Consider the following 24,934-nt stretch of genomic DNA (forward strand, 5'->3'; position numbering starts at 1 on the left):
CAGACTCAGGAACCGGCGCGCCAGCGCTGCCAGCCCGCGGCGCGCAATTCACAGGCGGGGCACTGTCCGCAGCCATAGCCCCATGCATGCCGGTGCTCGCGATCACCCAGGTAGCAGGTGTGGCTGTGTTCGACGATCAGATCCACCAGTGCCTGACCACCGCCGGCCACGCCACTGGCCTCGCCCAGATCGCAGGCGAGTTGCCACGTCTGCGCCTTGTCGATCCACATCAGCGGTGTGTCGATCAGGAAGCGATGGTCCATGCCCAGCGACAAGGCTATCTGCATGGCCTTCATGCTGTCGTCCCGGCAGTCTGGGTAGCCTGAGAAATCGGTCTCGCAGACGCCGGTGACGATCACGCTCAATCCGCGCCGATAGGCCATTGCCGCCGCCAAAGTGAGAAACAGCAGATTGCGACCGGGCACAAAGGTATTGGGCAGGCCGCTGGCTTCCATGGCAAAAGCCGTGTCGCGGGTCAGCGAGGTTTCGCTGACCTGACCCAGCACGCCGACATCCAGCAGATGGTCTTCGCCCAGCCGAAGCGACCAGGCGGCAAAGCGCTGCCGCAGTTCGGCCAGCACCGCCTCACGCGCCTGGAGTTCGACACGATGCCGCTGGCCGTAGTCGAAGCCGATGGTCTCGACATAGGCGTAGCGCTGCAGGGCATGGGCCAGACAGGTGGTGGAATCCTGGCCGCCGGAGAACAGCACCAGGGCGCGGGAATGGACAGGGGAAGTGATCATGGCGCGATGGTAGCGCGCCATGATCGTGGCATGGACTGTCAGCCTTGGCGATGATCCCGGCTGGTGGCGAGCATGCGGATCAGCGCCTGGTTGGCTGACTCCAGGCTGATGTCGTGCTTCTCGCAGATCTGGGGCAGGCGATGGAGCTGCTCGGTCTGCCCCTGAGCGTCGGACACGTCCAGGTAAGCGTTGTAGGGGCCGGTCTGGCGCAACAGTGCGTCGTACACACGACCTGGCAACGGCAGACGCTGCAGGATTTCAGGCAGTGGCTGGTGCAGCAGACGATCCAGCTGTGCAAACAGTGCCGTGACGTAGACCTCGGAGCGCAGGTTGTCATCCGAGCCCGAATCCAGCAGGTGTTGCGCCAGGCGCGCCTGCATGACCATGGTGTAGCGGACAGGATGCAGGGTCAGGTCGGTTTCAGCGCCTGGCAACTGTTCGGACAACCATCGACCGAGGACGGTGAAGCCCAGCATCATGATGGCATGCCTCAGCGAGTTGATCTCGCGGTCCTTGCCATGCATGGCCGAATTGACCAGCAACAGGACCCGGTAGACCATGACCGGGTCCTGGCGGATGAGACGCTCGAGCTGATCGAGCGAGCACTCGCGCCCCAGCGCCTGGGTCACCTGCTGGATCGTGGCCCGGTCACAGGCGAGCGGTCGCTGCCGGAAGAACCGAAGCGTGTCGTCCACCGGCCAACCCAGCACACCCCAGGCCCCCGCGGTGTCCAGCGCATGCTCAGCCACCACGCGGTTGGCAATGCCTTCATAGATGTGACCAGCCATCAGGGGGCTGCGCCCACGGGGGGCACCGCCGGGCTCGGTCGGCAATGAACGGAGGGTGGCCAGCACGTCCTCGGGAGCCAGGTGCACCAGACTGCGGACGTCGGCAGGGGCCACCACCTCGCCGGCGATGGCAGACAGCGCCACGCGCCGCAGCAGGCGGTGCCCTTGCCGGGCGGCCACCGCCATCCGGGCCAGACCTTCGGGTGTGGCGAACAGGTCACCGGGCACCTCCAGCCAGGTGTTGGGAATCGGCGGCAGGTGCAGCAACTGATCGACCAGATGCAGCGAGCGGGGCGCGATGATCAGGGTCGGCGCCGCCTTGGGCCAGTCGTTGCCCAGGGCGCGGACGAAATGCTCCCCGTCCACCGATTCCCGGTGCAGCACCAGCACAGGCATGCGCACGGCCGCCAGCTGGCGCGATCGGTTCCACACCGGCTGGTAGCCCAGCGCCACGCTGTCGAGCACGGTATGGGTGGAGGTCATCATGGCTCAGGTCAGCCGTTGATCACGCTGAACAGCGACAGGCGCTGGACCTGGGCATAAGCCTTGAGCGCGGCCTCCAGGCCGGTCTGCTTGGTCTGGAAGTCGGAGATGCCCTTGACCAGATCCATGTCTTCCAGGCGGGAGATCTCGACTTCGTAGTCGGCCGATCGGTCCCCCATCAGCTTCTCCAGGGAATCTGCCCGGTTGAGCCACTCGCCGGCGCGGCCTCGCGCCAGCAGCACCTTGTCCAGACCGGCGTCGAGCTCGGTCATGGCACGGCCAAGCTCATGTGTACGAACGGCATTGTCCGGCTTTCTAAGCGTATCAATGGCGTTTTTAACCACCTCAAAAATGTCCGTCGGATTTGCCGACGAAACTGGCGAGACGAGAAGTTGGTCACCGGGTGCAGGACTCCCATCCAGCTGAATCCTTAAGCCGTCGAAGGTCACGGATTTGCCTGCCTCATAAGGCACATTTTGATGTCCCGTGACAGGCAAGCCGGTTGTGGTGTTAGTTATCGTGTATTCGATACCACCGGCGCCGGAAGCAAAGTCAATGCGATATGGGTCTCCCGTGGCCAGGCTGGAATCGACAACCTCACCGAGATCTGAACGGACACTGCCTGCATTAACTGCCGGTGGAGTGGGGAAATTGACGACAAAGCTGCCGTTCCCGCGAGGAATTTCCATCCAGATGGCGTGCCCGTCCAGGGTTTGCGGCAGGCTGCGATCGCCCGCAGCAGTCTGCCCACGCTGCCCGTTGAATTGAACTTCACCCGCAGGTGGCGGATAAGTGTCCACGAACGGCGTGGACGCACCGCCAAGTCCACCAAACAAGGTGCGACCCGCGTTGTCCTTGAGGTTGGCCACGCCGATCAGGCGTTCGCGCAGACCTTCGAGCTGCCGGGCGATGTCCTCGCGCTCGTTGGGACCGTAGGCTCCGTTACCGGCGGCCACCAACAGATCGCGCACCTGTTGAATCAGCTCGCCGGATTCGGCCAAGCCACTCTCGGCCTGCTGCAAGCTGGCGCGTGAAGCTTCCAGCGAACGCAGATCCGCCTCAGTGCGTGCCAGTCGGTTGCGCGCCGTTTCAGACAAGGTGGCCGACACCGGATCGTCGCTGGCCTTTTGGACCCGCTTGCCGGTCGCCAGCTGGCTCTGCAGTTTGGACAGCTCGCTCTGGCGCTTCTGCAGCACATCGATCGTGCGGTCATAGCTGTTGGCGGTGGAAATGCGCATGATGGTTTTCCTCCGTTCGATCAACGACCCACGGTCTGCAGAAGACTGTCGAAGGTGCTCTGCGCCACCTGCAGGAATTTGGCGGCCGCCTGGTAGGACTGCTGGAACTGCAGCATCCGGGCCGCTTCCTCGTCTAGGTTGACACCAGCCACGTTGGCGCGAGCGTTCTCGGCCGTGGCGGCCACCTGTCCAGAAAACGCGGACGAGAACTGGGCACTTTGCACCCTCGTGCCCACGTCGGAGAAGATATTGACATAGCCATCGCCGAAGGGAACCCCCTCGAACATGGCCGCATCGCGCAAGGCCTGGAAGCCCACGGCATTGCCAGCGTTCTGACGAATGTCGTTCGGCCCTGCCGGGGTGACCGTGAACGTGTCGTTGTCGGCCGGCACCCCACGCAAAGTCAGGCTCCAACCGTCATACTCGATCGGCTCTCCCGGCTTGTAAGTCTGCCCGGTCAGCACAGGTGTGCCGCCCACTTCAATGCTGTAGGAGCCGTCTGCAGCAAACACCACCTCGGTGGTGCCATAGCTGGCACCGCCCGGAGGACCATTGGCGTAAAGGCTTTCGATGGAGATGCCACCGGAGTTTCCAGGCTCAGGAGACACCTTGACAGGACTGGCGGCCGCCACACTGTCCGGAGAAGTGATCGCGATCTTGATCTCACGCGCAGCGTTCTCGAAAGGCTTGAAGCGGAAAACATCCCCGGCCGTCGCGGGACCGCTCAAGTTGAAGCTCAGGCCATCGAAGCTGACCGGAACCGCCGCAGCGGGCGCCGACACCGTCCCGTCCGACAGGCGAACGGCGGTGTAGTTGGTGCCGTCATAGCGCAGTTCATAGTCTGATGCCATGAGCTGGGAGGGGTCGCTGACTCCGACACTGGCTGTCAAACCCGAAACGCCGGACGTCTGCACGCCGGATGGCAGGGTCAGTGCGGTGAAAAACTCTCCCCCGGGCAGACCTTTGAGGTCGAGGCCGAGTTCATGCTGGGTATTGACCACCGACACCGTGGCCAGCGCCATCCGCCCCACCATGTTGGACACTTGCGCCAGATCGTTGTGCAGAAAGTTCATCAGGCCACCCAGCTCACCACCCAGGTTGCCATCGGCCAAGGGTGTCTTGACACCGCCCTGCACAAAGCTGATCTGCAATCGTGAGCTGTCCGCCGGGTCCCTGCCCGCTTCGAGCTTGGCCGACTGCGATCCCAGCACCAATGGCATGCTGCCACCGACGAACACACTGACCACCCCCCCTTCACCGGGGATGGAGCTGACCTGCACATGCTTGCTCAGCTCACTCAGGATCTGGTCGCGCTGGTCGAGCAAATCGTTGGGCGTGTTGGGAGAGCCCATCACTTCCGTCAGGCGCTGGTTCACCTTGGCCAGATCTGCCGCCAGCCGGTTGACGTTGTCGACCGTTCCCTTGACCTGCAGTTGCGTGCTTTCGCGCAGGATGTCCAGCTGCCCGGCGGTGTCCCGCAGGCGTGCCGCCAGCTCATCGGCGCGCGCAATCACCACCAGACGGGCCGTCTGGTTGCTGGGCGACGAGGCCACGTCGGCCCAGGCATTGAGCATGCTGTTGAGCGACTCGCCGATACCGTCCTCACCCATGGGGAACGCGGCCTCCAGCTGTTCGAGCCGCGCCAGACGAACCGCGTCGGCCGAGGCGACTGACCGGGTGGTCTGCGCCTCGCGCGTCAGGTAAGCGTCATGCGATCGGGTCACGGTCCCGACCTCGACCCCCTTGCCAAAAAAGCCGTTGGCGTACTGCTGGTAGCCCGAGACCTGCATGGTCACGTTCTGGCGCGAGTAGCCCTCGGTGTTGACGTTGGCAATGTTGTGGCCGATGACCTGCAACGCCGACAGGTTGGCGGTGAGGGCGCGGGAGCCGATGTTGAGTGCGGACATGGGAGTGCCTCGGGATCAGACCTGCGCCCGCTGGAGGTTCAGGGTGGTGTTGATGGCACGGCTGAGCTTGACCGCGTACTGAGGGTCGGTCGCGTAGCCGGCCTGCTGAAGGCTTCGCGCGAATCCCTGCACGGAACCGACCTGGTCCATGACCTTGTCGTAGCGCGGGCTCTTGGTGATCAGGCGGGCATAGTCCCTGAAGGCATCCTCGTAGGAGTCGTAGGCCCGGAACTTGGCCACGGTCTTGCGCGGCACGCCGTTGACGTACTCCGTGGTCGTGACCTCCGCCACCTTGCCTTTCCACGCGGACGTGGCCTTGATGCCGAACAGGTTGAACGACGGGCTGCCATCGCGATGACGGATTTCGCTGCGGCCCCATCCGGTTTCGTGTCCGGCCTGACCGATCATGTAGCTGGCAGGGATGCCGGACTCGCGCGCCACGGCTGCGGCGGCCTGACCATGCCGCTCGACAAAAGCCGCCTGTCGCTCGCGCCCGGAGCCGGTGGTGGCGCGACTGACCGTGCTGGGTGCTGCGGGGGAGGCTGATGGCATTGTGGCCTTGTCACCGCCCGCAGCGGCAGGCGCCATCTGCAGGCCAAGCTGACGCTCGATCGCGGCCGACAGACCGCCTGGCATGCCGCTGAGCTGAACCGCCAGCTGCTGGTCCAGAAGTTCGGTACCCAGGTCGGTGCCACCACTGTCGAGCAGACCGGATTTTTGCGTCGCCTCGCGCATGCTCTTGACCAGCTCGCGCATGAAGAGGGCCTCGAACTGGCGGGCCGCCTCCTTGACCGCGGCCTTGCCCGGCTGACCTTCCTGGCCGGCCTGGAAGCGCAGCGCGTTCAAAGCCCCCGGGTCGATGGCCAGGGACGGCGATCGGGCAGTCATCGGCATGGTCATGTCAGATGACCTCCAGCTCCGCGTTCATGGCGCCGGCGGCCTTGATGGCCTGCAGGATGGCCAGCAGGTCCTGGGGCGTGGCACCCAGGCCATTGAGCATGCGCACCAGGTCCGACAGCTGTGGCGCGGCATCCATCTGGATCAGACTGCCCGCATCCTGGCTGATCTTGATATCCGTTTTCTCGGTGACCACGGTCTGGCCACCTGTGGACAGGGGATTGGGCTGGCTGACCATCGGGGTGGAGCTGATGGTCACCGACAGATTGCCGTGGGCCACGGCACAGGGTCCCAGCGTGACCGCCTGGTTCATGACGATGGATCCGGTGCGCGAGTTGACGATCACCTTGGCCACCGGAATCGTGGCCTCCATCGGGATCTCCTCGATCTCGGCGATGAAGCTCACACGGGAGTGCGGGTCGGGCGGCGCCACCAGGCGCACCGTGCGGCCATCGACCGCACTGGCCACACCCTCGCCCATGCGCTTGTTGATGGCCTCGGCCACCCGGCGGGCCGTCTGGAAATCGGCAGAGTTCAAACCCAGGTCAATGGTGGGACCCAGTGCGAACGGCGTGGGCACCGCACGCTCGACCTGGGCGCCCCCTGGGATGCGGCCTGCGCTCAGGTGGTTGATCTGCACCTTGCTGCCGCCGCCGGAGGCGCCCGCACCGCCCACCAGCAGGTTGCCCTGGGCCAGCGCATAGATTTCGCCATCGACGCCCTTGAGCGGGGTCGTGATCAGGGTGCCGCCACGCAGCGACTTGGCATTGCCCACCGAGGACACGGTCACGTCGATCATCTGACCCGGCTGGGCAAACGGCGGCAACTGCGCCGTGACCATCACGGCCGCCACGTTCTTGAGCTGCAGCTTGGCATCTGCGGGCAGCGTCAGCCCCAGTTGCTGCAGGTAGTTGTTCATGCCCTGCGTGGTGTAGGGCATCTGGCCGGTCTGGTCGCCCGTGCCGTCCAGACCCACCACCAGGCCAAAGCCGGTCAGCTGGTTGGTGCGCACACCCTGCACCGCCGCCACTTCCTTGATGCGCATGGCCTGCGCCTGCAGCGGCAGACAGGACAGGAACAGCAGCGCCAGCGCCGACAACAGGCGCCTGACAAAGGAGAGGGAAGCGATCGGGTTCATGACCTTGATGCTAGGTCTTGCTCAGAACGGGAAAACGTTCAAAAAGAACCGTCCAAGCCAGCCAATTGATTGCGCTTCGCCAATCGCACCCCGGCTCTTGGACTCGATGCGGGCGTTGGCCACCTGGGTGGATGGCACCACGTTGCCCGGCCGGATGAAACGCGGATCGACCGTGCCCGAAAAGCGCAGCACATCAACGTTCTGGTTGACCCCGATCTGCTTCTCTCCGACGACCAGCAGGTGCCCGTTGGGCAGCACATCCTGGACAGTGGCGGTGATCGATCCCTGGAAGGTGTTGTCGTTGATAGTGTCACCCTTGCCGGCGAACTGGTTGTCCGACTGACCACCCAGATCGAAGTTTCGGTCACGTGTCAGTTCCTTGGCACGGATGCCCGGGATGGCGCTGACACTGCCCGATACGCTGCCGTTGCGATCAATCGACGACGAGGATTTCTGCGTCGCGCTGACCTTTTCGGTGATCTGGATGGTGAGCGTGTCGCCAGGCATGCGGGCACGCGGGTCTTCGAAAGCGGGGCGATACCGTGCGGACTGGAACAGGCTGCCCGTGACGGGCACAGCCGCGGGAGGCGTCTGGTAGACGATGGGCTTGGCCGGCGCCACCTCGACGGGGGTCGTCTGGCAGGCGGCCAGCGCCACCATTGCGGCGAACGCAGCACCGGTGCGCATCAGGCGAAACGGGGGAAGATGGTTCATGTTCGACCGCTCCGTGATTACAGCTGCGACAGGCGTTGCAGCATCTGGTCGGACGTCTGGATGGCCTTGGAGTTCATCTCATAGGCCCGCTGGGTCTGGATCATGGTGACCAGCTCCTGCACCACATTGACGTTGGATGTTTCCACGTAGCCCTGCATCAGCTTGCCCAGGCCACCGGTGCCCGGTGCCCCGTTGTTCGGCGCACCCGACGCCACCGTTTCGGCGTACATGTTCTGACCGAGCGGCTCGAGGCCGGCCGGATTGATGAAGCTGGCCAGCTCGATGTTGCCGATCTGCTGCGGATCCGGGTTGCCCGGCAGCTTGGCGCTGACGATGCCATCGGCCGAGATGGTGACGTTCTGTGCCTCGGCCGGCACCGTGATGTCGCCAGCGATGGGCAGGCCACCCGAGGTCACCAGTCGCCCCTGGGAGTCGACCTGCAGGCTGCCATCGCGCGTATAGCCGGTGGTGCCATCGGGCATGGTGACCTGCAGGAAGCCGGTGCCGTTGACAGCAATGTCCAGCTGGTTGCCGGACTGCTGGAGGCTACCCTGGGTGAACTGGCGGCTGGTGGCCACCGTGCGCACACCCAGGCCCAGTTGCAGGCCGGTGGGCAGCTGGTTCTGCTCGTCGGCAGCCGCCCCCACCTGGCGCAGGTTCTGGTACATCAGGTCCTCGAACACGGCGCTGGCGCGCTTGAAGCCGTTCGTGGACACGTTGGCCATGTTGTTGGAGATCACGTCCAGCTGCGTCTGCTGGGCCTGCATGCCGGTCTTGGAGATCCACAGGGAATTGATCATGGTATGCCTCGATCAGAAAATGGGGTGATGGCCTCAGCCGTTGAGGCTGAGCAGCTGGGCCGCACTGCGGTCGTTGGTTTCGCCGTTCTGCAGCATCTTCATCTGCACCTCGAACTGGCGGGCGGCGGCGATCATGCCGACCATGGCCTCGATGGGATTGACGTTGGAGCCTTCCAGTGCGCCGCTCTGCACACGCGCCTGGGCGTCGGCCTCCAGCGGCTGCCCGTCCTTGGGACGGAACAGGCCATCCTCGCTGCGCGCAATCGGTGTGTCCGCGCCGGGGGTGACGAGCTTGATGCGGCCCAGGTTCTGTGCGGCCGCTCCCCCAACCCGGGCGGAGACCGTGCCATCAGCCGCCACATCCACCTGCGCATTGGCAGGCACGGTGATGGGCGCACCACCATCGGTGAGCACCGGCAGGCCTTGCGGGCTGACCAGGGTACCGTCCGGGCTCACCTCAAAGGCGCCTGCGCGGGTGTAGGCCTCGGTGCCATCCAGGCCTTGCACCGTGAACCAGGCCCCACCCTTGGCGGCCACGTCCAGCGGACGCCCGGTAGGGTTGACCGGCCCCGGCGCGTCCAGGTGGCCAGCCGTGGCTTCCAGGGCAAACACCCGCGTGGTCGCGCCATCGCCGCGCACCGGCACCGCCCGGAACGTGGCCAGCTCGGCACGAAAGCCGGTGGTGGACACATTGGCCAGGTTGTGCGCCAGCAGCTGCTGACGGTGCTGCGCGGCGGTGGCACCGGTCATCGCGGTGTAGATCATGCGGTCCATGGCGGGCTCCCGGAAGTCCTTGGTTCAGCGCTTCGTCAGGATCAGCGCATGTTCAGCAGGGTGCTCATGATCTGATCCTGCGTCTTGATGGTCTGGGCGTTGGCCTGGTAAGCACGCTGCGCGGTCATCATGTTGACCAGTTCTGCGGTCAGGTCGACGTTGGAATCCTCGACGGCGCCGGCCTTGAGCATGCCCATGTTGCCCTCACCCGGTGCGCCAGGAATCGGGGCACCCGAGGCGAAGGTGGCGACCCAGCCATTGCCGCCGACAGGCGCCAGGCCTTGCGCATTGCGGAAGTTCACCAACTGGATCTGGCCAGCAGCCTGGGACTCGCCATTGCTGTACCGGGCCATGATGACGCCGTTGTCCTCGATCTGAAGGCTGGTGAGCTCACCGGGCGGGTAGCCGTCCTGGGTCAGGTTGGTGACCGAGAATGGGGATGCGAACTGGGTGATGTTTTCCAGATTTACAGTCACCGGGAAATCAGCACCATTGGCGGCGTTTAGAGAAAGAACGTCGAATTCCACTGGATCAGAGTTAGCCTCGTCAAAGGATCCATCAGGATTGAACGCGATGTTGAAATTCCCTAAGGGTTGAACAACGCCTGCTTCATCTGTCATCGTTGCGGTTATTTGCCATTGATTGTTAGCTTGCTTTTCGAACGCCATAGCAACCGGAATCGCCTTGCCCTGCTGGTCATACACCAGCACCGTGGTGCCATAAGTGCCTGCGGGTTCTGCCCCAGTCGCACGAGCGTCAAGGTTGAACTCAGCCGTGATCGTTTTCGTTTCATTCGCTGGAATTGGGCCGCCCGTCGGCAACGACAAGGCGATTGGATCAAACGCCGTCCGGTTGCCATCCACATCGGTGGGGTAGCCCATCAGCTGCCCACCCTGGTTGTTGAGAATGCGCCCATCCCGGTCCAGCTTGAACTGGCCGTCCCGGCTGTACTGCAGCGACCCGTCGGGCATGCTCATCGCAAAGAACCCGTTGCCGTTGATGGCCACATCCATGTCACGGCCGGTGATGGTCAGGTTGCCCTGCGTGAAGGCCTGGCTGACAGTGGCTATCGACACGCCAATGCCCTGGCTGATACCGCCCGAGGCACCCACCGAACTGGCATAGAGCTCGGCAAATTCGGCGCGGGACGACTTCATGCCCACGGTGTTGGCGTTGGCGATGTTGTGGCCGATCACGTCCAGGTTGCGACTGGCGGCGTTCAGGCCGGAGAGACCTTGCTGGAATGCCATGATGAATGTCCTTTCAGAAAAACTTGTCGGGGGATACGGCCAGGCTCACATGAAGGCCCGGACCTGGTCATAGGCGATGGATCGGCCATTGCTCAGCTGCAGGTTCATCGCGCCGTTGTTCATGCCCACCGACATGACGGGCAGGCGCGCCAGCGGCGTCGCCGTCACCTCGTCACCGCCGCTGGTGGCGCGCACCTTGAACTTGCCCACCTTGCTGACGTCGACAGAGCCGGCGTCCCATTCAAAGGCATGGGTGCCCGCCCCGCGCGCGCCCATGTCGATGGTGTCGATGAGCTCGCCGTTCTTGCCGACGATGTCCACAAACACCTGTTTGGCGTCGGAGGGCAGTTCCAGTGCACCCCGGCCCACGCTGCCATTGAACGAGAGGCTGTCGCCTTCGACCAGGGCATCGCGCCCGATCAACGAGGCGCCCTGCATGGTCTGCAGTGAAGAGAACTGGCCCGCCATGCCCTTGAGCGTCTCGTTGAGCTGCTGGATGCCACTGACCGTGTTGATCTGCGCCATCTGCGAGGTCATCTGGGCGTTGTCCATCGGGTTCAGCGGATCCTGACTGTTGATCTGGGCCACCAGCAACTTCAGGAAGCGGTCCTGCGCCGCCTCGGGGTCGCTGGCGTTGTTGGAGGTCTTGGCCGTGGTGCTGCCGACCGCGCTGCCAAGGGTCGAGGTGTCGATGGGGGATGCATACATGGCTTGACTCCCTGGATTACTGGCCCATCTGCAGCGTCTTGAGCAGCAGCGACTTGGCGGTGTTCATGACTTCGACGTTGTTCTGGTACGAACGCGAGGCGGAGATCATGTTGACCATCTCTTCCACCGGGTTGACGTTGGAATGGGTCACATAGCCCTCGGCGTCGGCCGAGGGGTGGTGTGGTGCGTGCACGCGGCGACCCGGCGCATCGCTTTCCTGGATGTCCTTGACCTTGACGCCTGCGCTGCCCTGCGACCCCATTGGCACCGACTGGAAGATGACGTGACGGGCCTTGTAGCTCTGGCCGTCCGGACCGGCCACCGCATCGGCGTTGGCCAGGTTGCTGGCGACCACGTTCAGCCGCTGGGACTGCGAGCTGATGGCACTGCCCGAAACCCCGAAGATGTTGAACATCGACATGCTGTTCTCCCTGACGGCCCTTACTGGCCGGTGATGGCGCTGAGCATGGTCTTGACATGCCCGTTGATGAAGCGCAGCGTGGACTCGTAGCGGATGCTGTTGTCCACGAAGTTGGCGCGCTCCCGGTCCAGATCGACCGAGTTGCCGTCCTGTGCCGGTTGGGTCTGCACGGTGTAGGCCATCTCGGCCTGCCGCGGATCGGCCGACCCCAGGCGCAGGTGCCGCGCATCGGTGAGCGCCACGGTGGACACGGAAGCGCCGCCCTGCACCGATTTGAGCGCCTGGGCAAAGTCGAAATCGCGGGCGACATAGCCGGGTGTGTCGGCGTTGGCAATGTTGCTGGCCAGGACTTGCTGTCGCTGCGCACGCAGCAGCAGGGCGTTGGCATGGAAATCCATCCTTGCCGTCATCTGCTTGAGCATGATCACCTCCAGTGCCCTGTGAAGGCCATCGATCCATCCACGACATGCGCACGGACTGGCCATGCGCAGAAGTATGGAAAAACTTGAGGGGAAGCAATGTCGGAAACAGGCCCGAGATTGGGCGCCATTTCCCGCCTTTGTATCGGCCGCTGCCGGCCTACAGTGAGAACCTGCAGGCAGTGTCCGCGCCCGGTGGTGCGGCATCGCCGACCGGCGGTTGAGTGGACCGCCCATCGGTTGATTCACGCGCGCCTGCGTGAGGTTTTGTCATGTCCAATGCGTCCCAGTCTTCCTTGAAGCGTCTCTTCCGGGTCTTCAGCCTGGCCCTGTTGCCCTTGATGGTCCATGTCCAGATCCAGGCACAGGCCGTGGTGCCCATGTCGGTCCAGACCGCGCCCAGCGCTTCGGTCGGCGGTGAAACCGAGCTCGAACAACTGGCCGGTCAATGGCTGCAGCCCACCATCGCCTCCGTGCTGGGCCAGGAAGCCAGCGGCGCGCTGCGCCCGGAACTGATCCTGGGGCGGCTCGACCCCCGGCTGAAGCTGGCGCCCTGCCAGCGCGTGGAGCCCTACATTCCGCCCGGTACCCGGCTGTGGGGTCGAAGCCGCATCGGCTTGCGTTGTCTGGAAGGCGTGGTACGCTGGAACGTGTTCCTGCCGGTGACCGTCCGGGCCTGGGGCCCTGCCTGGGTGCTGCGGCGCCCGGTGGCCGCCGGCGCGGTGCTGACTCAAGAAGATGCCGACATTGCCGAAATCGATTGGGCAGAGCAGCACGCCGCCGTGCTGGCCGACACCTCCAGGTGGGTGGGTCAACAGGCGGCGTACGCCCTGCCGGCCGGCCAGGCCCTGCGCCAGAACATGGTGCGTCCTGTGCCCGCATTCGGGCCCGGCGCCCAGGTGCGGGTGGCCAGCCAGGGGAATGGTTTCCGGGTCACGGTGGTCGGCGAGGCGCTGACTGCTGGTATCGAGGGGCAGTCGGTGAAGGTTCGTCTCAAGGGTGGCCGGGTGGTCACCGGAACGGTCAGAGAAGACCAGACCGTGGAAGTCCGGCTTTGAGATTTGACCGGACAATGAAGAAAACCCCGAAATAAGGCTAAAGTTACCCGCTAACCTGTCGATAGTCTTTCCACAAGGCCCCGTCTGCGGGGCTTGGAGAGTGAAATGAAAGTCGAATCATCACCGGATTCCTATATTGGTTCCGTGGCGGGCGGCCCCCAGAAGGCCGCCGAGCAACGACCGACCACTGGCGCTGAAGCGGCAGCGGCAGGCGTCGCTGCGCCCCGTGCCCAACCGGCTGGCGTGCAGGTCACGCTGTCGTCAGCCACCCGGGAAGTGTCGGCCGCAGGATCTGCGGGCAGCGAGGTCTTCAACGCCGAGAAGGTGGAGGCCATGAAGCTGGCCATCGCCAACGGCACCTTCCAGGTCAATGCCGAAGCCATCGCCGACAAGATGCTGTCCAACGCCGCCGAGATGCTGGGCGCTGTGGGTGGCAGTGGTGCGGCCAAGGCCTGAACGCCTCATTCGTCATGAACACCACCGATCACGCACACCCCTGGATCCAGACGCTGAATGCGTCGCTGGATGAACTGGAGGGCGAGCTGCTCAAAAGTAACGCCATGGGCGTTGAAATGGCCAGCGCGCGCGTGCAGTCGGTCCTGCAGCAGGCCCCCAGGACGGCGGAAATCAACCGCCCGGGCAGTTTGCTGCGCCCCCAGATGGAAGCGGCGGCCCAGCGTTTCGGCCGCCTGCGCCAGGCCGTGATCCAGTCCGCCGCACGCAGCCAGCGAGAGGTCGAGAGCCTGTTGCCACAGACGGCCGACGCGGTCACATATGGCAGCAGCCGTGGATCCTCGGGCGCCGGCCGCGCCTATCACCTGTCAGCCTGAAGAAACTCACTCTTCATGCAAAAAGCCGGCTATTGCCGGCTTTTTCGTTGTCAGGGCAGACATTTGCCGCCCAATAACAACAATCAGTGGTCGCGCAACTTGGCCCTCAGGCGGGCGATCGACTGGCTGTGCAGCTGGCAGATGCGGGATTCGGTCACGCCCAGCACCGCCGCAATTTCCTTGAGGTTCATATCATGCTCGTAGTACATGGACATGATCTGCTGCTCACGCTCGGGCAGGTTCTTGATGGCCTCCACCAATGCCATGCGCATGCGCTGGTCCTGCAACAGGGATGACGGATCGGGCTCGGCAGCGCCGCCCATATGGCGGTCCAGGAATCCGTCGTCGTCATCACCGTGACCGCTGATGTCCTCCAGGTACACCAGCTGCGTGCCGCGCACCTTGGCCAGCAGGTGCTGGTAATCGGCCAGGCTCATGCCCAGTTCGGCAGCGATTTCCGACTCCATGGGCGCCCGGTGCAGCTTCTGCTGCAGCTTGTGCACGGCCTGCTCGATTTCCTTCTGGCTCTTGCGCGAACCGCGGCTCATCCAGTCGCCGTCGCGCAATTCGTCGATCATTGCCCCACGGATGCGCTGGCTGGCAAAGGTCTCGAACTGGACACCCTGAGAGGGCTCATAGCGGGCGATCGCCTCGGTCAGTCCGATCATGCCGACCTGGATCAGGTCGTCCAGCTCCACGCTGGGCGGCAGCTTGGCGATCATGTGATGGGCCAGGCGCCGGACCAGCGGCGTGTACTTGCGCAGCTGCTCTTCGCGGTTGAGCGTGCCTTTGGCGGTGTACAGCATGGTCTCAGCTCCAGTAGGTACCAACCTCTGCGTGGGTGATGTTGCCAATGTTGCCAGAGTCATGCAAGTTGTCCATGTCATAGCTCAAGGTCCGGGTGATGGCGCCTTCGCAGGCCAGCTCCCCCCAACGGCGCACGGGCCAGATTTCGGCCCGGACACCCAGATGGCGCCCGGCGCAGTCGGCCACCGACCGCACCACCTGGTTGACGGTGCTGGCCTGGGCCGACAACTGCGCATCGGCCAGCGGCGCCAGCACCGGGCGCAGCCCGGACTGATGCAAGTGCTTGAAGGCCGCGTAGGCATCGATGCCGGCCTGGGGGTGGGCCAGCACCGGGACCATCACCGGGTTGTCGATGCCACCCAGCAGACTGGCAATGTCCTGGGCCGACGCGAACAGCAAAACCACTGTCTGTCGTCCGAATGGCGACAGCAGGCGGGAGACGGCCACCCGCGCCCCACCGGCTCGGGCCGTGACCTGCAGGGAGCGCACCCCTTGGGCGGCGGGCATCACCAGCCAATCGCCTTGGACGGGCCTCTCGATTCGGGCCATGCTGGAGCTCGACAGCGCATGAATCAACCCCAGGGGGCGTCCCGCGCTGCGATGACCTTCAGGCCCTTCGCTGGCGCTCGCGTCCAGAATGACGGGTGTGTAGCCCATGCTGTCCAGCTGCGAGGCCAGTTGGTAGAGCATGTCATAGGCACGGGCAGGCTGAGCAGGGCTGACCACCGGCACCAGCGAGGCCGAGTCGTACAGCGGTCCCGCGTTCAAACCAGCGGCCTGATGGGCATGGCGCTCAAACATGGGCACCTCCCAGATCGATGCCACGGGCGCTGGACTGGCCGAAATACAGGCCCATGTCGGCCTGCACCGGGTCATACGACGACTTGCCGCGTGTGCCCATGGACACACGCACCAGGCTGGCGGCATCGGGGTTCTGCCAGTCCTCGGGCACGCGCTGGCCGTTGGCCACACCGCGCAGCACCACCTGGTGGCGGATCAGCGCGTCCAGCGCCGGGCCCAGCTTGACGGCTTCGTCCACCTTGGACAGCACCACACCGTGCAGGGTGCTGGCCTTGAACGCGGTGAGCACTTCATCGATGGTGTCGCCGTGGGAGCTGGCGTTGAGCACCAGGGTTTTCTTGACCTGGGGCATCTCCAGCATGTCGAGCATGTCCTGGATGCGCTGGTCGCGCTGACCCAGCCCGGCGGTGTCGATGATGACCATGCGCTTGTTGGCCAGCAGGGCCAGCAGATCCTTGAGTGCCGCGCGGTCGTGGGCCAGGTGGGCCACCACACCGAGCATGCGGCCGTAGGCGCGCAGCTGCTCGTAGCCCGAGACGCGGTAGGTGTCCAGGGTGATCAGGCCGACACTGGCGGTGCCATGGGTGCGAACGCACTGGGCGGCGAGTTTGGCGGCGGTGGTGGTCTTGCCCACACCGGTGGCGCCCACCAGGGCAATCACACCACCCTCTTCCGCCAGGCCAGCGCCCGCCGGCGAGGTGCGCAGGTTGCGCGAGAGCACATCCATGATCCAGCGCATGGCGTCCGATGCGGCCACATTTTCCGGCAGGCGCTCCAGCACAGCGCGCGACATGGCGGGCGAATACCCTGCACGGATCAGCTTGAGCATCAGGCTGGACTGCACCGGATTTTGCTTGGAGGAGCCCAGCCACGCCAGGGTGTTGAAACGCTCTTCGATCATGTCTTTGAGTGCAGCCAGCTCGACGGCCACGCGCTGCTCGCCCTGTCCCGATGCAGTCGCGGGGGCGGCGGAAGGCATGGAGTCGTCCCATTCCGGGCGCACCACGGGGCGGGTGCGGATGGGCTGGGGCATCTGCAGGGCGGCCGGGATGGAGAAGGCCGGTTCATTGAAGCGCTGCACCGGCACCTGCACCGAGGGCTGCACCGGCTCGGCGCGCGGCATCGTACGTGGCATCTCGGGTTCGGGTGTGGCCGCACGCACCGGCACGTCGGCCTCCTGCTGCATCGATTCACGGCGCTTGCGCAGCATGCGCTCGCGCACATAGTCCTGGAACGACAGCGTGCTCATGGCCATGGTCTGGGTGTCGCCATCGACCGTGTCGCTGACCGATGCCCGCGGCAGCGGATCGCGCTCGGCCAGGGCCGGCTTGCGGGGAGGCTTGGGTGCGTCGCGCTCGCTGGCGCGGGCAGCCAGCTTGCCCTGGGTCTGCGGCTGCGCCTGGGGCACCAGGTTGGCCAGGTTCTCTTCCGAGGTGGCCATCACCTCGAAGCCGTCATCGGTCTGCCGGGTGGACAGGATCACGGCGGCATCGCCGAACTGCTTGCGCGCCTTGGTCAATGCCTCGCGCGAGGTCGGGGCGGTGAAACGCTGGATATTCATGCTGCAATCTCCCCAAGAATCGGGCCGATACGGATGAGGTGGGTGTCAGGAATTTCGCTGTGCGCCAGCACCTGCAGGCGCGGCGCGGCACGGCGCAGCAGGCGCGCCATGGCGGTACGGATGGGATCGGGCACCAGCAGACAGGCGGGCACGCCCTTTTCTTCCTGCTGGTTGGCCACATCGGTGGCGGACTTGCTGAGCATTTCGGCCACGCCAGGGTCCAGGGCCGTGCCGTTGACACCGCCCAGGGCCTGCATCAGCAGACGCTCCAGGCCAGGTTCGATGGCGATGACTTCCAGCTCCTTGACCGGGCCATAGATCTGCTGGACGATGGCCGGGGCCAGCGAAATGCGCACGCGGCGGGCCAGTTCGGCCGGGTCGGTGACGGCACCGGCGTTTTCGGCCAGCGATTCGATGATGGAACGGATGTCGCGCACGTGCACCCCCTCTTCCAGCAACAGCTGGAGGACTTTCTGGAAGGTGGCAACGGGGACCATTTTCGGCACGACTTCTTCGATCAGTTTGGGGGCCAGGCGGGTCACGTGTTCGACCAGGTCCTGGGTCTCCGTCCGGCTCAGCAACTTGGCGGCCTGGACTTGCATCAAGTGTGAAAGATGCGTGGCCAGCACAGTCTCGGAATCAACCACGGTGAAACCGGCCATTTGCGCGTTTTCCTTCTGGCGTTCGTCGATCCAGTGCGCAGGCAGGCCGAACGCCGGGTCGGTCGTGGGCGTGCCGATCAGCGGCAGGTTGACGCCACCCGGGTTGATGGCCAGGTACATGCCGGGGAAAACCTCGCCCTCGCCCACCACGACGCCGCGCAGGGTGATGCGGTAGGCGCTGGGCTTGAGCTCCAGGTTGTCGCGCACATGCACGGCCGGCGGCAGGAAACCCACTTCCTGCGCGAACTTCTTGCGCACACCCTTGATGCGGGTCAGCAGGTCGCCCTGGCGCTCCTTGTCGACCATGGCGATCAGGCGGTACCCCAGCTCCAGACCCAGCAGGTCCACCGGCTGCAGGTCGTCCCAGGTGGCCTCGCCGTCCGGATTGACCTTGGGTGCCTCGGCCTCCACCGGCTTGGGCCGCTGCTCTTCCTTGTAGCGCCACCAGGCCAAGGTGCCGAAGATGGCTGCAAACACGAGGAACACCGCATGCGGCATTCCCGGGATCACACCCAGCAGGAACAGCACCGACGCGGTGATGGCCAGCACGCGCGAGGAAAAGAACATCTGCTGCACCATCTGGCCACCCAGGTCGGCGTCTTTGCCCACCCGCGAGACCACCATGGCGGCCGCCACCGAGATCAGCAACGCGGGAATCTGGGCCACCAGGGCATCACCGACGGCCAGCAGGATGTAGCTGTCGGCGGCTTCGCCGGCGCCCAGCCCGTGCTGGACCATGCCGATGATCAGGCCACCGATGATGTTGATGAACAGGATCAGGATGCCGGCGATGGCGTCGCCACGAACGAACTTGGAGGCACCATCCATCGACCCGAAGAACTCGGCCTCCTCGCCCACCTCGGCGCGACGGCGCTTGGCTTCCTTCTCGTCGATCAGGCCAGCGTTCAGGTCGGCGTCGATGGCCATCTGCTTGCCGGGCATGGCATCCAGCGTGAAGCGTGCGCTCACCTCGGCAATCCGCTCGGACCCCTTGGTGATCACGATGAAGTTGATGACCACCAGAATGGCGAACACGATCAGGCCGACCGCGAAGTTGCCGCCAATCAGGAAGTGGCCGAAAGCCTCGATCACCGCACCGGCCGCGCCGGGGCCGGTATGACCCTCCATCAGCACCACGCGCGTGGACGCCACGTTGAGCGAAAGGCGCAGCAGTGTGGTGAGCAGCAGCACGGTGGGAAACACCGAGAAGTCCAGGGGACGGCGCATGTAGGCGGCCACCATCATCACCACCATCGCCAGAGCAATGTTCAGCGTGAAGAAGGTGTCCAGCAGCCAGGGCGGCATCGGCAACACCATCAGCGACAGCACGACCACCACCAGCATGGGGGCCGCCAGGCCTGCGGCCCAGCCGGCATTGCGGTCCAGCCACTGCCGGATCATGAGCAGTTGCGCGTTCATCGGGTCTTCTCCTGATCAGACTTCTTCGAATGGGGATCCAGCTCGCGCGGCACCTCGGGCACCGGCACCGCGGCGGGCATGACGCCCTTGCCGGCCATGGCCGCCTTGAGCTGGTACACATAGGCCAGCACCTGGGCCACGGCCGTGTAGAGTGCCGAGGGGATCTCGTCATCGATCTCGGCGTGCGCATACAGGGCCCGTGCCAGCATGGGCGACTGGATGACCGGCACCTGAGCCGCCTTGGCCACGTCGCGGATGCGCAGGGCCAGCAGATCCGCCCCCTTGGCAATCACGCGCGGTGCGTTCATGGTGGCGTCGTCGTACTGGATGGCCACGGCGTAGTGCGTCGGGTTCATCACCACCAGGTCGGCCTTGGGCACGCGGGTGATGCTGTTGCCCATGGCCAGTTCGCGCTGGCGCTGGCGGCGCTTGCCCTTGATGTGCGGGTCGCCCTCGCTTTCCTTGTGCTCGCGCTTGACCTCGTCCATCGACATGCGCAGCCGCTGGCCATGCAGGAACTTCTGCATCGGAAAGTCGATGAGGGCAAACACCGTGACCACCGCCAGCAGCGTGCCCACCCCGAACATCAGCCAGCGGGCCAGTTGACCAAGCGCCCCCTCCAGGGGCAGCATCAGCAGGGTGCCGAAAGGCTCGATGTGGCTGGACACGAACCGCCAACCCACAGCGCCGAACACCACAGTCATGCCGGTGAGTTTGGCGGTTTCAAACAGCTGCTGCTTGGAAAACAGGCGGCCCAACCCAGCCAGAGGACTGAGCTTGGTGATATCGGGCGCAATGGGTTTGGTGCTGATGGCCCAGCTGCCCGAGGCAATGGCCACGCCCACCGCGAGCACCAGCATGCCGGCGCCCAGCGGCAGGTAGATGAACAGCCCACTGCTGAAGGCGGCCATCAGGCGCTCCAGCATCTGGCCCGGCTGCTTCAAACTGCTGCTGTCAAAACGCAGCTGGAAAGCCAGGGCCGTGCGCAGCGCGTCAAAACCCATGGGCAGCAGCGCCATCATGACCAGCGCACCGCCACCCAGCACCGCCAGGTTGCCCAGCTCCTTGGAGCGCGCAATCTGCCCTTCGTCCCGCGCCTTTTGCAGGCGCCGGGCGGTGGCAGGCAGGTTCTTGTCTTGGGAAGAGTCGCTCACGATCGTTCACGCAGTGGATGCGAACGATTGTGCGAGGCGCCCCCAAAAACTAAAGGGGGAAAAGGCGCCCGTAAAGCGCCCTATTCCCCCTGAAGCTCAATCACGAATCAGAAACCGAGGCTGGCGAGCAGATCGTCCACACCCGCCTGATCGCTGACCACATCGGTACGGCCTTCCGCGTTGACCACCGGCCCGGCCAGCTCACTGGGCGGCGGCTCCACCACCGGATGGCTGGCGGGTGCCGATTGCAGCAGCAGCGCCAGCAGCTGTTCCTCGATCTGGCCAGCCAGTTGCACCACCCGCGCAATCACCTGGCCGGTCAGGTCGTGGAAGTCCTGGGCCATCATGATGTCGGTCAGGCGTGCGTCGGTCTTCTCGGCGGTTTCGACCACGTCTTTGGACCAGGCCAGCAACTCGGGCATGGCCTTGCCCAGGCCTGGCACGGCCGCGATGGTGTCGTGCAGCTGGCGACCACGCTGGGCCACGTGCTCCTGCTCGGACTTGCCCAGTTCCACGTGGTTGAGCACCTTTTCGGCCGCCTCGCCCGTCAGGCGGGCGATGTAGGACAGCCGGCTCTGGGCGTCGGGCAGCTGGTCGACGGTGCCCTTGAGCTTGTCGGTGTAACCCAGTTCCTTGAGCGCGTCGTGCAACTGGCGGGTAATGGCTCCCAGTTGCTTGTACATGTCGGGTGCGGAGGCGTTACCGTTGGGATGTTGGTCGCTCATGTTCAGCCTCCGATACCCAGCTTCTGGAAGATGTTGGCCAGCTTTTCTTCCAGCGTCGCCTTGGTGAACGGCTTGACGATGTAACCGGCGGCCCCGCCCTGTGCGGCCCGGATGATGTCTTCCTTGCGGGCTTCGGCCGTGACCATCAGCACCGGCAAGGACTTGAGTTTCTCATCACCTTTGATCGCCTCCAGCAACTCGAAGCCGTTCATGTTGGGCATGTTGATGTCGGTGACGACAAACTGAAATCCGCCGTTCTTGAGCTTGTTCAGCGCGATCGCCCCATCTTCGGCCTCGTCGGCATCGGCGTGGCCAATTTCCTTGAGCAGGTTGCGCACGATGCGGCGCATGGTGGAGAAGTCGTCGACGATCAGAAATTTCATGGGTGTGGCCATTGAGTCCCCCTGGGGATGTGGCATGGTTATTCGGTCAGGTTTTTGACCTCTTGCGGAGGTTTCGGCTGTTCCGCCAGTTTCTGTAGGTCTGGCAGGCTGATCGGGCCTTGCGGCATGGCAGGAACGGCGGGTGCGGTCATGGGCACCATGCGTTCTTCGGCTTCCTTGGTCATCACCAGCAGGCTGATGCGCCGGTTGGCCGGGGCGTTGGGGTCGCGGCTGTTGAGCAGGCGGCTGGATGCCAGACCTTCCACCCTCACCAGTTTGTCATCAGGCAAACCGCCGGCCACCAGCTCGCGCCGCGACGCGTTGGCCCGGTCCGCCGACAGTTCCCAGTTGCTGTAGCCCCGGTCACCACTGCCATAGGGGGTGGCGTCTGTGTGCCCCGAGAGCACAATGCGGTTCTCGACATCCACCAGCGTCAGACCGATCTGCCGCAGAAGATCACGCATATAGGGTTTGACGATGGCGCTGCCCACATCGAACATGGGCCGGTTCTGGGCGTCAAAGATCTGGATCAGCAGGCCGTCCTGCGTGCGTTCGATCTGGATCTGGTTACCAAACTCCTTGAGCGCCGGGTTGTTGGCAATCAGTTCCTGCACCTTCTTCTGCAGCATGTCGATCCGCAACTCGTCCTGACGCTTGGCTTCGGCTTTGGCCATCTGCAGGCCCACTTCCTTCTGGGCGCGTTCCGCATCGCCGCCGTCCACGCGCCCGGCTGACGCACTCAGGTCCTTGCCGCCGCCGGTGACGATGCTGTCGCTGTTGCCCGTGCCGTCACCGCCCAGCAGAGACACCTTCACCGGCTGGTTGAAATGGTCCGCAATGCCTTGCAGATCCCCTTTGGTGGTGGACCCCAGCAGCCACATCAGCAGGAAGAAGGCCATCATGGCCGTCACGAAGTCGGCGTAGGCAATCTTCCAGGCGCCACCATGGGCACCGTGACCGCCCTTCTTGACGCGCTTGACGATGATGGGCTGGAGCTTCTTGCCGTCACCGGCCATAGGTCCCCCCCTGCGCCACTACACGGCTTCCCCCCAGGGGGGCAGCACTGGCACGAAGTCCCTTCACGCGTTTCACTTTTTCCCTTTCACGTGGCTTTCCAGTTCCGCGAAAGAAGGCCGCACATCCGAGAACAGCACCTTGCGGCCGAACTCGATGGCGGTAGCGGGTGCATAGCCCTGCATGCTGGCCAGCAGCGTGGTCTTGATGCAGGTGTATTCCTTGGAGGCCTCTTCGGTCTTCTGCTCCAGCAAGCCACCCAGCGGCTCGAACACACCATAGGCCAGCAAGATGCCCAGAAAGGTACCCACCAGGGCCGAACCGATCATGCCGCCCAGCACCGCCGGCGGCTGCCCCACCGAGCCCATGGTGTTCACCACACCCAGCACGGCCGCCACGATGCCGAAGGCCGGCAAGGCGCCGGCCAGGCGCCCGATGGCCGCCACCGGTGCATGGGCTTCCTGGTGGTGGGTTTCGATTTCGGCGTCCATCAGCGATTCAATCTCGTGGGCGTTCAGGTTGCCAGAGACCATCATGCGCAGATAGTCGGTGATGAACTCGGTCACATGGTGATCGGCCGCGATCGTCGGGTACTTCTTGAACAGGGGGGACTGGTCCGGGTTCTCCACATCCTGTTCGATGGCCATCAGGCCCTCCTTGCGGGCCTTCTGCAGGATGTCGTACTGCAGCGCCAGCAGTTCCATGTAACGCGCCTTGGTGTACTGGCTGCCCTTGAAGCACTGGCCAAAGCCCTTGAGGGTGGCCTTGACCACCTTCATCTGGTTGTTGATCAGGAAGGCGCCAATGGCCGCACCGAAGATGGTGGCCATCTCGAAGGGTAGCGCCTTGAGGATCACACCGATGTTGCCCCCGTGGATGATGAACACCCCGAAGATGCAGATCATCGAGATCACAAAACCAATGATGACAAACATGGGATGGGCTCGCTGATGGGACTTGTCTTTGACGTATCGGCCAACTCTACGGGTGATTGAGGGCGCCCATAAACGCAAATTGGGCCCCTGCAGGGGCCCAATTCATACTTTGGAACGACAGCGGTTCAGTGCAGGCGCAGACCACCCGAGGCACTGCCCTTGCCGGCACGCGCCGGTGGCTCGCACAGGCCACACACATAGTTCTTGGCGTTCTCGTAGGGCTCGGTGACAAAGTGGCCACCGCAGCAAGAGCACTTAGTCAGGGTCAGCATGCCACTGTTGACGAACTTCACCAGGCGCCAGGCCCGGGTAATGGACAGCAGTGGCTCCACCTGGCTGGCCTGCATCTGTTCGCTGTACAGACGGAAGGCCTTGATCACCGCATCAATCTCTTCCAGCTCACTGCTCTTGGAGAGGTACTCGTGGATGTTCAGGAACAGGGACGAGTGAATATTGGGCTGCCAGGTGAGGAACCAGTCGGTGGAAAACGGCAGCTGGCCCTTGGATGGGCTCTTGCCCGCCACTTCCTTGTACAGGCGCAGCAAACGCTCATACGACAGGTTGGTTTCATACTCCAGTACCTGCAGGCGGGCGCCCAGCTGGATCAGCGCAACCGCGCGCTCGATGTCGCGGGATTCACCCAGGATGCTTTTTGCGGTGGCCATGTCCGTTCCCCTTGTCTTGATGTCAACTGTCTGCAGGTGCGTCTGCGCTCAGTGAGCGACGGCGACAGAATCTGCAAAGCGGCCGGCCATCAGGATGCTGGCGTGCAGTTGGGTGGTGGTGGCGTTGTCCACCTTCTTGACGTTGTGGTTGGTCAGCAGGTTCCAGACCAGGTCATCGTCCACGCGGAAGCGGCACAGCAGCATGTTGCTGGAAGCGATCTTGAGCAACTGGGCGGGAGACAGCATGCCCAGCAGATCGGCGGCCTCTTCGGTCAGGCCCAGACGGAACAGGGCTTCGGCGCGGTCCTTGCGGATCAGGTTCTGCGCCAGCATCAGGTAGGTCAGGTTGGCTTCGCGGATCTCGGCCAGCAGCTGTTCGTTGTCCATCTTGATTCCCCTTGGTTGCTGTACCACCCGGCGGGCTTGGCACATAAATTACATACGGTGACTTGATGTATGTAATTGTGTCGAGGGGGCGGAGTCAAGCACCAAGTGCAACACCGATTTATTGAGTTGAGGAATTGGGTTGATTGAGCTTGTCCAACATGGCCTGGTAGACGACGATCGGCGGGTAGAAGCCGTGGACGGCACGCGGGCGGTTGTTGAGCAGGTCGGCAATCGCATCGAGCTGCGCCTGGCT

Annotated in this window: 27 protein-coding genes; 3 read left to right on the forward strand and 24 right to left on the reverse strand. The window is 64.2% G+C overall.

The window, feature by feature from the left end; translation table 11 throughout:
* Positions 1 to 5: 5 nt before the first annotated feature.
* The 13 genes from queC to flgB are packed head-to-tail and all read right to left on the reverse strand — an operon-like array spanning position 6 to position 12,283.
* A complete protein-coding gene (gene queC, locus ACFQNJ_RS09855) occupies positions 6 to 743 on the reverse strand; it encodes a 7-cyano-7-deazaguanine synthase QueC (protein WP_382256601.1) in 738 nt (245 codons plus the stop codon).
* Between the two features lie 38 nt (positions 744 to 781).
* A complete protein-coding gene (locus tag ACFQNJ_RS09860; RefSeq protein ID WP_382256603.1) occupies positions 782 to 2,017 on the reverse strand; it encodes an HDOD domain-containing protein in 1,236 nt (411 codons plus the stop codon).
* A gap of 8 nt (positions 2,018 to 2,025) precedes the next feature.
* Positions 2,026 to 3,252 (reverse strand): flagellar hook-associated protein FlgL, encoded by a 1,227-nt coding sequence (gene flgL, locus ACFQNJ_RS09865; protein ID WP_382256605.1) that lies wholly within the window; start codon positions 3,250 to 3,252, stop codon positions 2,026 to 2,028.
* Between the two features lie 20 nt (positions 3,253 to 3,272).
* Positions 3,273 to 5,159, reverse strand: a complete 1,887-nt coding sequence (flgK, locus tag ACFQNJ_RS09870) for a flagellar hook-associated protein FlgK (protein WP_382256608.1) — start codon at positions 5,157 to 5,159, stop codon at positions 3,273 to 3,275.
* A 15-nt stretch (positions 5,160 to 5,174) separates the two neighbouring features.
* Positions 5,175 to 6,053, reverse strand: coding sequence for a flagellar assembly peptidoglycan hydrolase FlgJ (gene flgJ, locus ACFQNJ_RS09875; protein ID WP_382256680.1), 879 nt, complete (start codon positions 6,051 to 6,053; stop codon positions 5,175 to 5,177).
* A gap of 7 nt (positions 6,054 to 6,060) precedes the next feature.
* The gene (locus tag ACFQNJ_RS09880) at positions 6,061 to 7,194 is read right to left on the reverse strand and encodes a flagellar basal body P-ring protein FlgI (protein WP_382256611.1); all 1,134 of its coding nucleotides are present in this window, start codon (positions 7,192 to 7,194) and stop codon (positions 6,061 to 6,063) included.
* A 21-nt stretch (positions 7,195 to 7,215) separates the two neighbouring features.
* Complete coding sequence (locus tag ACFQNJ_RS09885; protein ID WP_382256614.1) at positions 7,216 to 7,908, reverse strand: flagellar basal body L-ring protein FlgH; 693 nt, start codon at positions 7,906 to 7,908, stop codon at positions 7,216 to 7,218.
* A 17-nt stretch (positions 7,909 to 7,925) separates the two neighbouring features.
* Complete coding sequence (flgG, locus tag ACFQNJ_RS09890; protein WP_374643028.1) at positions 7,926 to 8,708, reverse strand: flagellar basal-body rod protein FlgG; 783 nt, start codon at positions 8,706 to 8,708, stop codon at positions 7,926 to 7,928.
* Positions 8,709 to 8,741: 33 nt separating this feature from the next.
* Positions 8,742 to 9,482, reverse strand: coding sequence for a flagellar basal-body rod protein FlgF (gene flgF, locus ACFQNJ_RS09895; protein ID WP_382256618.1), 741 nt, complete (start codon positions 9,480 to 9,482; stop codon positions 8,742 to 8,744).
* 41 nt (positions 9,483 to 9,523) lie between these two features.
* Complete coding sequence (gene flgE / locus ACFQNJ_RS09900) at positions 9,524 to 10,732, reverse strand: flagellar hook protein FlgE (RefSeq protein ID WP_382256621.1); 1,209 nt, start codon at positions 10,730 to 10,732, stop codon at positions 9,524 to 9,526.
* Positions 10,733 to 10,777: 45 nt separating this feature from the next.
* Positions 10,778 to 11,440, reverse strand: coding sequence for a flagellar hook assembly protein FlgD (locus ACFQNJ_RS09905; RefSeq protein ID WP_382256624.1), 663 nt, complete (start codon positions 11,438 to 11,440; stop codon positions 10,778 to 10,780).
* Between the two features lie 16 nt (positions 11,441 to 11,456).
* The gene (flgC, locus tag ACFQNJ_RS09910; protein ID WP_382256627.1) at positions 11,457 to 11,861 is read right to left on the reverse strand and encodes a flagellar basal body rod protein FlgC; all 405 of its coding nucleotides are present in this window, start codon (positions 11,859 to 11,861) and stop codon (positions 11,457 to 11,459) included.
* A gap of 20 nt (positions 11,862 to 11,881) precedes the next feature.
* Positions 11,882 to 12,283, reverse strand: coding sequence for a flagellar basal body rod protein FlgB (gene flgB / locus ACFQNJ_RS09915; RefSeq protein WP_374643038.1), 402 nt, complete (start codon positions 12,281 to 12,283; stop codon positions 11,882 to 11,884).
* Positions 12,284 to 12,576: 293 nt separating this feature from the next.
* On the opposite strand from flgB, the gene flgA reads away from it, so the two are divergent.
* From flgA to ACFQNJ_RS09930, 3 genes are all read left to right on the forward strand, one after another.
* Positions 12,577 to 13,338: a flagellar basal body P-ring formation chaperone FlgA gene (gene flgA / locus ACFQNJ_RS09920; RefSeq protein ID WP_382256629.1), complete on the forward strand. Its 762-nt coding sequence runs from the start codon at positions 12,577 to 12,579 to the stop codon at positions 13,336 to 13,338.
* A gap of 105 nt (positions 13,339 to 13,443) precedes the next feature.
* Positions 13,444 to 13,794: a flagellar biosynthesis anti-sigma factor FlgM gene (flgM, locus tag ACFQNJ_RS09925; RefSeq protein WP_382256632.1), complete on the forward strand. Its 351-nt coding sequence runs from the start codon at positions 13,444 to 13,446 to the stop codon at positions 13,792 to 13,794.
* A gap of 14 nt (positions 13,795 to 13,808) precedes the next feature.
* On the forward strand, positions 13,809 to 14,168 hold the full coding sequence (locus ACFQNJ_RS09930; RefSeq protein WP_382256634.1) for a hypothetical protein: 360 nt from the start codon (positions 13,809 to 13,811) through the stop codon (positions 14,166 to 14,168).
* A gap of 83 nt (positions 14,169 to 14,251) precedes the next feature.
* Here the strand turns inward: ACFQNJ_RS09930 and ACFQNJ_RS09935 are convergent, their stop codons facing one another.
* From ACFQNJ_RS09935 to flhD, 11 genes are all read right to left on the reverse strand, one after another.
* The gene (locus ACFQNJ_RS09935) at positions 14,252 to 14,971 is read right to left on the reverse strand and encodes an RNA polymerase sigma factor FliA (RefSeq protein ID WP_382256683.1); all 720 of its coding nucleotides are present in this window, start codon (positions 14,969 to 14,971) and stop codon (positions 14,252 to 14,254) included.
* A gap of 7 nt (positions 14,972 to 14,978) precedes the next feature.
* Complete coding sequence (locus ACFQNJ_RS09940) at positions 14,979 to 15,776, reverse strand: hypothetical protein (protein ID WP_374643046.1); 798 nt, start codon at positions 15,774 to 15,776, stop codon at positions 14,979 to 14,981.
* A complete protein-coding gene (gene flhF, locus ACFQNJ_RS09945; protein WP_382256636.1) occupies positions 15,769 to 17,337 on the reverse strand; it encodes a flagellar biosynthesis protein FlhF in 1,569 nt (522 codons plus the stop codon). Before flhF ends, ACFQNJ_RS09940 begins: the two co-directional genes overlap by 8 nt.
* On the reverse strand, positions 17,334 to 19,418 hold the full coding sequence (gene flhA, locus ACFQNJ_RS09950) for a flagellar biosynthesis protein FlhA (RefSeq protein ID WP_382256639.1): 2,085 nt from the start codon (positions 19,416 to 19,418) through the stop codon (positions 17,334 to 17,336). The genes flhF and flhA overlap by 4 nt, the downstream gene beginning before the upstream one ends.
* Positions 19,415 to 20,572, reverse strand: a complete 1,158-nt coding sequence (locus tag ACFQNJ_RS09955) for an EscU/YscU/HrcU family type III secretion system export apparatus switch protein (protein ID WP_382256642.1) — start codon at positions 20,570 to 20,572, stop codon at positions 19,415 to 19,417. The genes flhA and ACFQNJ_RS09955 overlap by 4 nt, the downstream gene beginning before the upstream one ends.
* 107 nt (positions 20,573 to 20,679) lie before the next feature.
* Complete coding sequence (locus tag ACFQNJ_RS09960; protein ID WP_382256645.1) at positions 20,680 to 21,297, reverse strand: protein phosphatase CheZ; 618 nt, start codon at positions 21,295 to 21,297, stop codon at positions 20,680 to 20,682.
* Between the two features lie 2 nt (positions 21,298 to 21,299).
* Positions 21,300 to 21,692: a chemotaxis response regulator CheY gene (gene cheY, locus ACFQNJ_RS09965; RefSeq protein WP_382256648.1), complete on the reverse strand. Its 393-nt coding sequence runs from the start codon at positions 21,690 to 21,692 to the stop codon at positions 21,300 to 21,302.
* A gap of 26 nt (positions 21,693 to 21,718) precedes the next feature.
* Positions 21,719 to 22,696 carry a flagellar motor protein MotB gene (gene motB, locus ACFQNJ_RS09970; protein WP_382256651.1) on the reverse strand — a complete coding sequence of 326 codons (978 nt, stop codon included), beginning with the start codon at positions 22,694 to 22,696 and terminating at the stop codon, positions 21,719 to 21,721.
* Positions 22,697 to 22,768: 72 nt separating this feature from the next.
* Entirely contained in the window at positions 22,769 to 23,629 is an 861-nt protein-coding gene (motA, locus tag ACFQNJ_RS09975; RefSeq protein WP_374643060.1) for a flagellar motor stator protein MotA, read from the reverse strand.
* Between the two features lie 125 nt (positions 23,630 to 23,754).
* Entirely contained in the window at positions 23,755 to 24,294 is a 540-nt protein-coding gene (gene flhC, locus ACFQNJ_RS09980; RefSeq protein ID WP_374643062.1) for a flagellar transcriptional regulator FlhC, read from the reverse strand.
* Positions 24,295 to 24,342: 48 nt separating this feature from the next.
* Entirely contained in the window at positions 24,343 to 24,681 is a 339-nt protein-coding gene (flhD, locus tag ACFQNJ_RS09985) for a flagellar transcriptional regulator FlhD (protein WP_374643064.1), read from the reverse strand.
* Positions 24,682 to 24,934: the final 253 nt, after the last annotated feature.

The organism is Hydrogenophaga bisanensis (genome assembly GCF_042665135.1).
Lineage (GTDB): Bacteria > Pseudomonadota > Gammaproteobacteria > Burkholderiales > Burkholderiaceae_C > Hydrogenophaga > Hydrogenophaga bisanensis.

Coding starts and splice junctions, on each gene's coding strand:
- flgK (WP_382256608.1), bottom strand. CDS start 5,159: ATGTCCGCACTCAACATCGGCTCCCGCGCCCTCACCGCCAACCTGTCG.
- motA (WP_374643060.1), bottom strand. CDS start 23,629: ATGTTTGTCATCATTGGTTTTGTGATCTCGATGATCTGCATCTTCGGG.
- flgL (WP_382256605.1), bottom strand. CDS start 3,252: ATGCGCATTTCCACCGCCAACAGCTATGACCGCACGATCGATGTGCTG.
- queC (WP_382256601.1), bottom strand. CDS start 743: ATGATCACTTCCCCTGTCCATTCCCGCGCCCTGGTGCTGTTCTCCGGC.
- ACFQNJ_RS09960 (WP_382256645.1), bottom strand. CDS start 21,297: ATGAGCGACCAACATCCCAACGGTAACGCCTCCGCACCCGACATGTAC.
- ACFQNJ_RS09930 (WP_382256634.1), top strand. CDS start 13,809: ATGAACACCACCGATCACGCACACCCCTGGATCCAGACGCTGAATGCG.
- flhD (WP_374643064.1), bottom strand. CDS start 24,681: ATGGACAACGAACAGCTGCTGGCCGAGATCCGCGAAGCCAACCTGACC.
- motB (WP_382256651.1), bottom strand. CDS start 22,696: ATGGCCGGTGACGGCAAGAAGCTCCAGCCCATCATCGTCAAGCGCGTC.
- flgM (WP_382256632.1), top strand. CDS start 13,444: ATGAAAGTCGAATCATCACCGGATTCCTATATTGGTTCCGTGGCGGGC.
- ACFQNJ_RS09860 (WP_382256603.1), bottom strand. CDS start 2,017: ATGATGACCTCCACCCATACCGTGCTCGACAGCGTGGCGCTGGGCTAC.
- flgG (WP_374643028.1), bottom strand. CDS start 8,708: ATGATCAATTCCCTGTGGATCTCCAAGACCGGCATGCAGGCCCAGCAG.
- flgJ (WP_382256680.1), bottom strand. CDS start 6,053: ATGCCGATGACTGCCCGATCGCCGTCCCTGGCCATCGACCCGGGGGCT.
- flhF (WP_382256636.1), bottom strand. CDS start 17,337: ATGAATATCCAGCGTTTCACCGCCCCGACCTCGCGCGAGGCATTGACC.
- ACFQNJ_RS09905 (WP_382256624.1), bottom strand. CDS start 11,440: ATGTATGCATCCCCCATCGACACCTCGACCCTTGGCAGCGCGGTCGGC.
- ACFQNJ_RS09880 (WP_382256611.1), bottom strand. CDS start 7,194: ATGAACCCGATCGCTTCCCTCTCCTTTGTCAGGCGCCTGTTGTCGGCG.
- cheY (WP_382256648.1), bottom strand. CDS start 21,692: ATGGCCACACCCATGAAATTTCTGATCGTCGACGACTTCTCCACCATG.
- flgE (WP_382256621.1), bottom strand. CDS start 10,732: ATGGCATTCCAGCAAGGTCTCTCCGGCCTGAACGCCGCCAGTCGCAAC.
- ACFQNJ_RS09940 (WP_374643046.1), bottom strand. CDS start 15,776: ATGTTTGAGCGCCATGCCCATCAGGCCGCTGGTTTGAACGCGGGACCG.
- flgB (WP_374643038.1), bottom strand. CDS start 12,283: ATGCTCAAGCAGATGACGGCAAGGATGGATTTCCATGCCAACGCCCTG.
- flgC (WP_382256627.1), bottom strand. CDS start 11,861: ATGTCGATGTTCAACATCTTCGGGGTTTCGGGCAGTGCCATCAGCTCG.
- flgF (WP_382256618.1), bottom strand. CDS start 9,482: ATGGACCGCATGATCTACACCGCGATGACCGGTGCCACCGCCGCGCAG.
- flhA (WP_382256639.1), bottom strand. CDS start 19,418: ATGAACGCGCAACTGCTCATGATCCGGCAGTGGCTGGACCGCAATGCC.
- ACFQNJ_RS09885 (WP_382256614.1), bottom strand. CDS start 7,908: ATGAACCATCTTCCCCCGTTTCGCCTGATGCGCACCGGTGCTGCGTTC.
- flhC (WP_374643062.1), bottom strand. CDS start 24,294: ATGGCCACCGCAAAAAGCATCCTGGGTGAATCCCGCGACATCGAGCGC.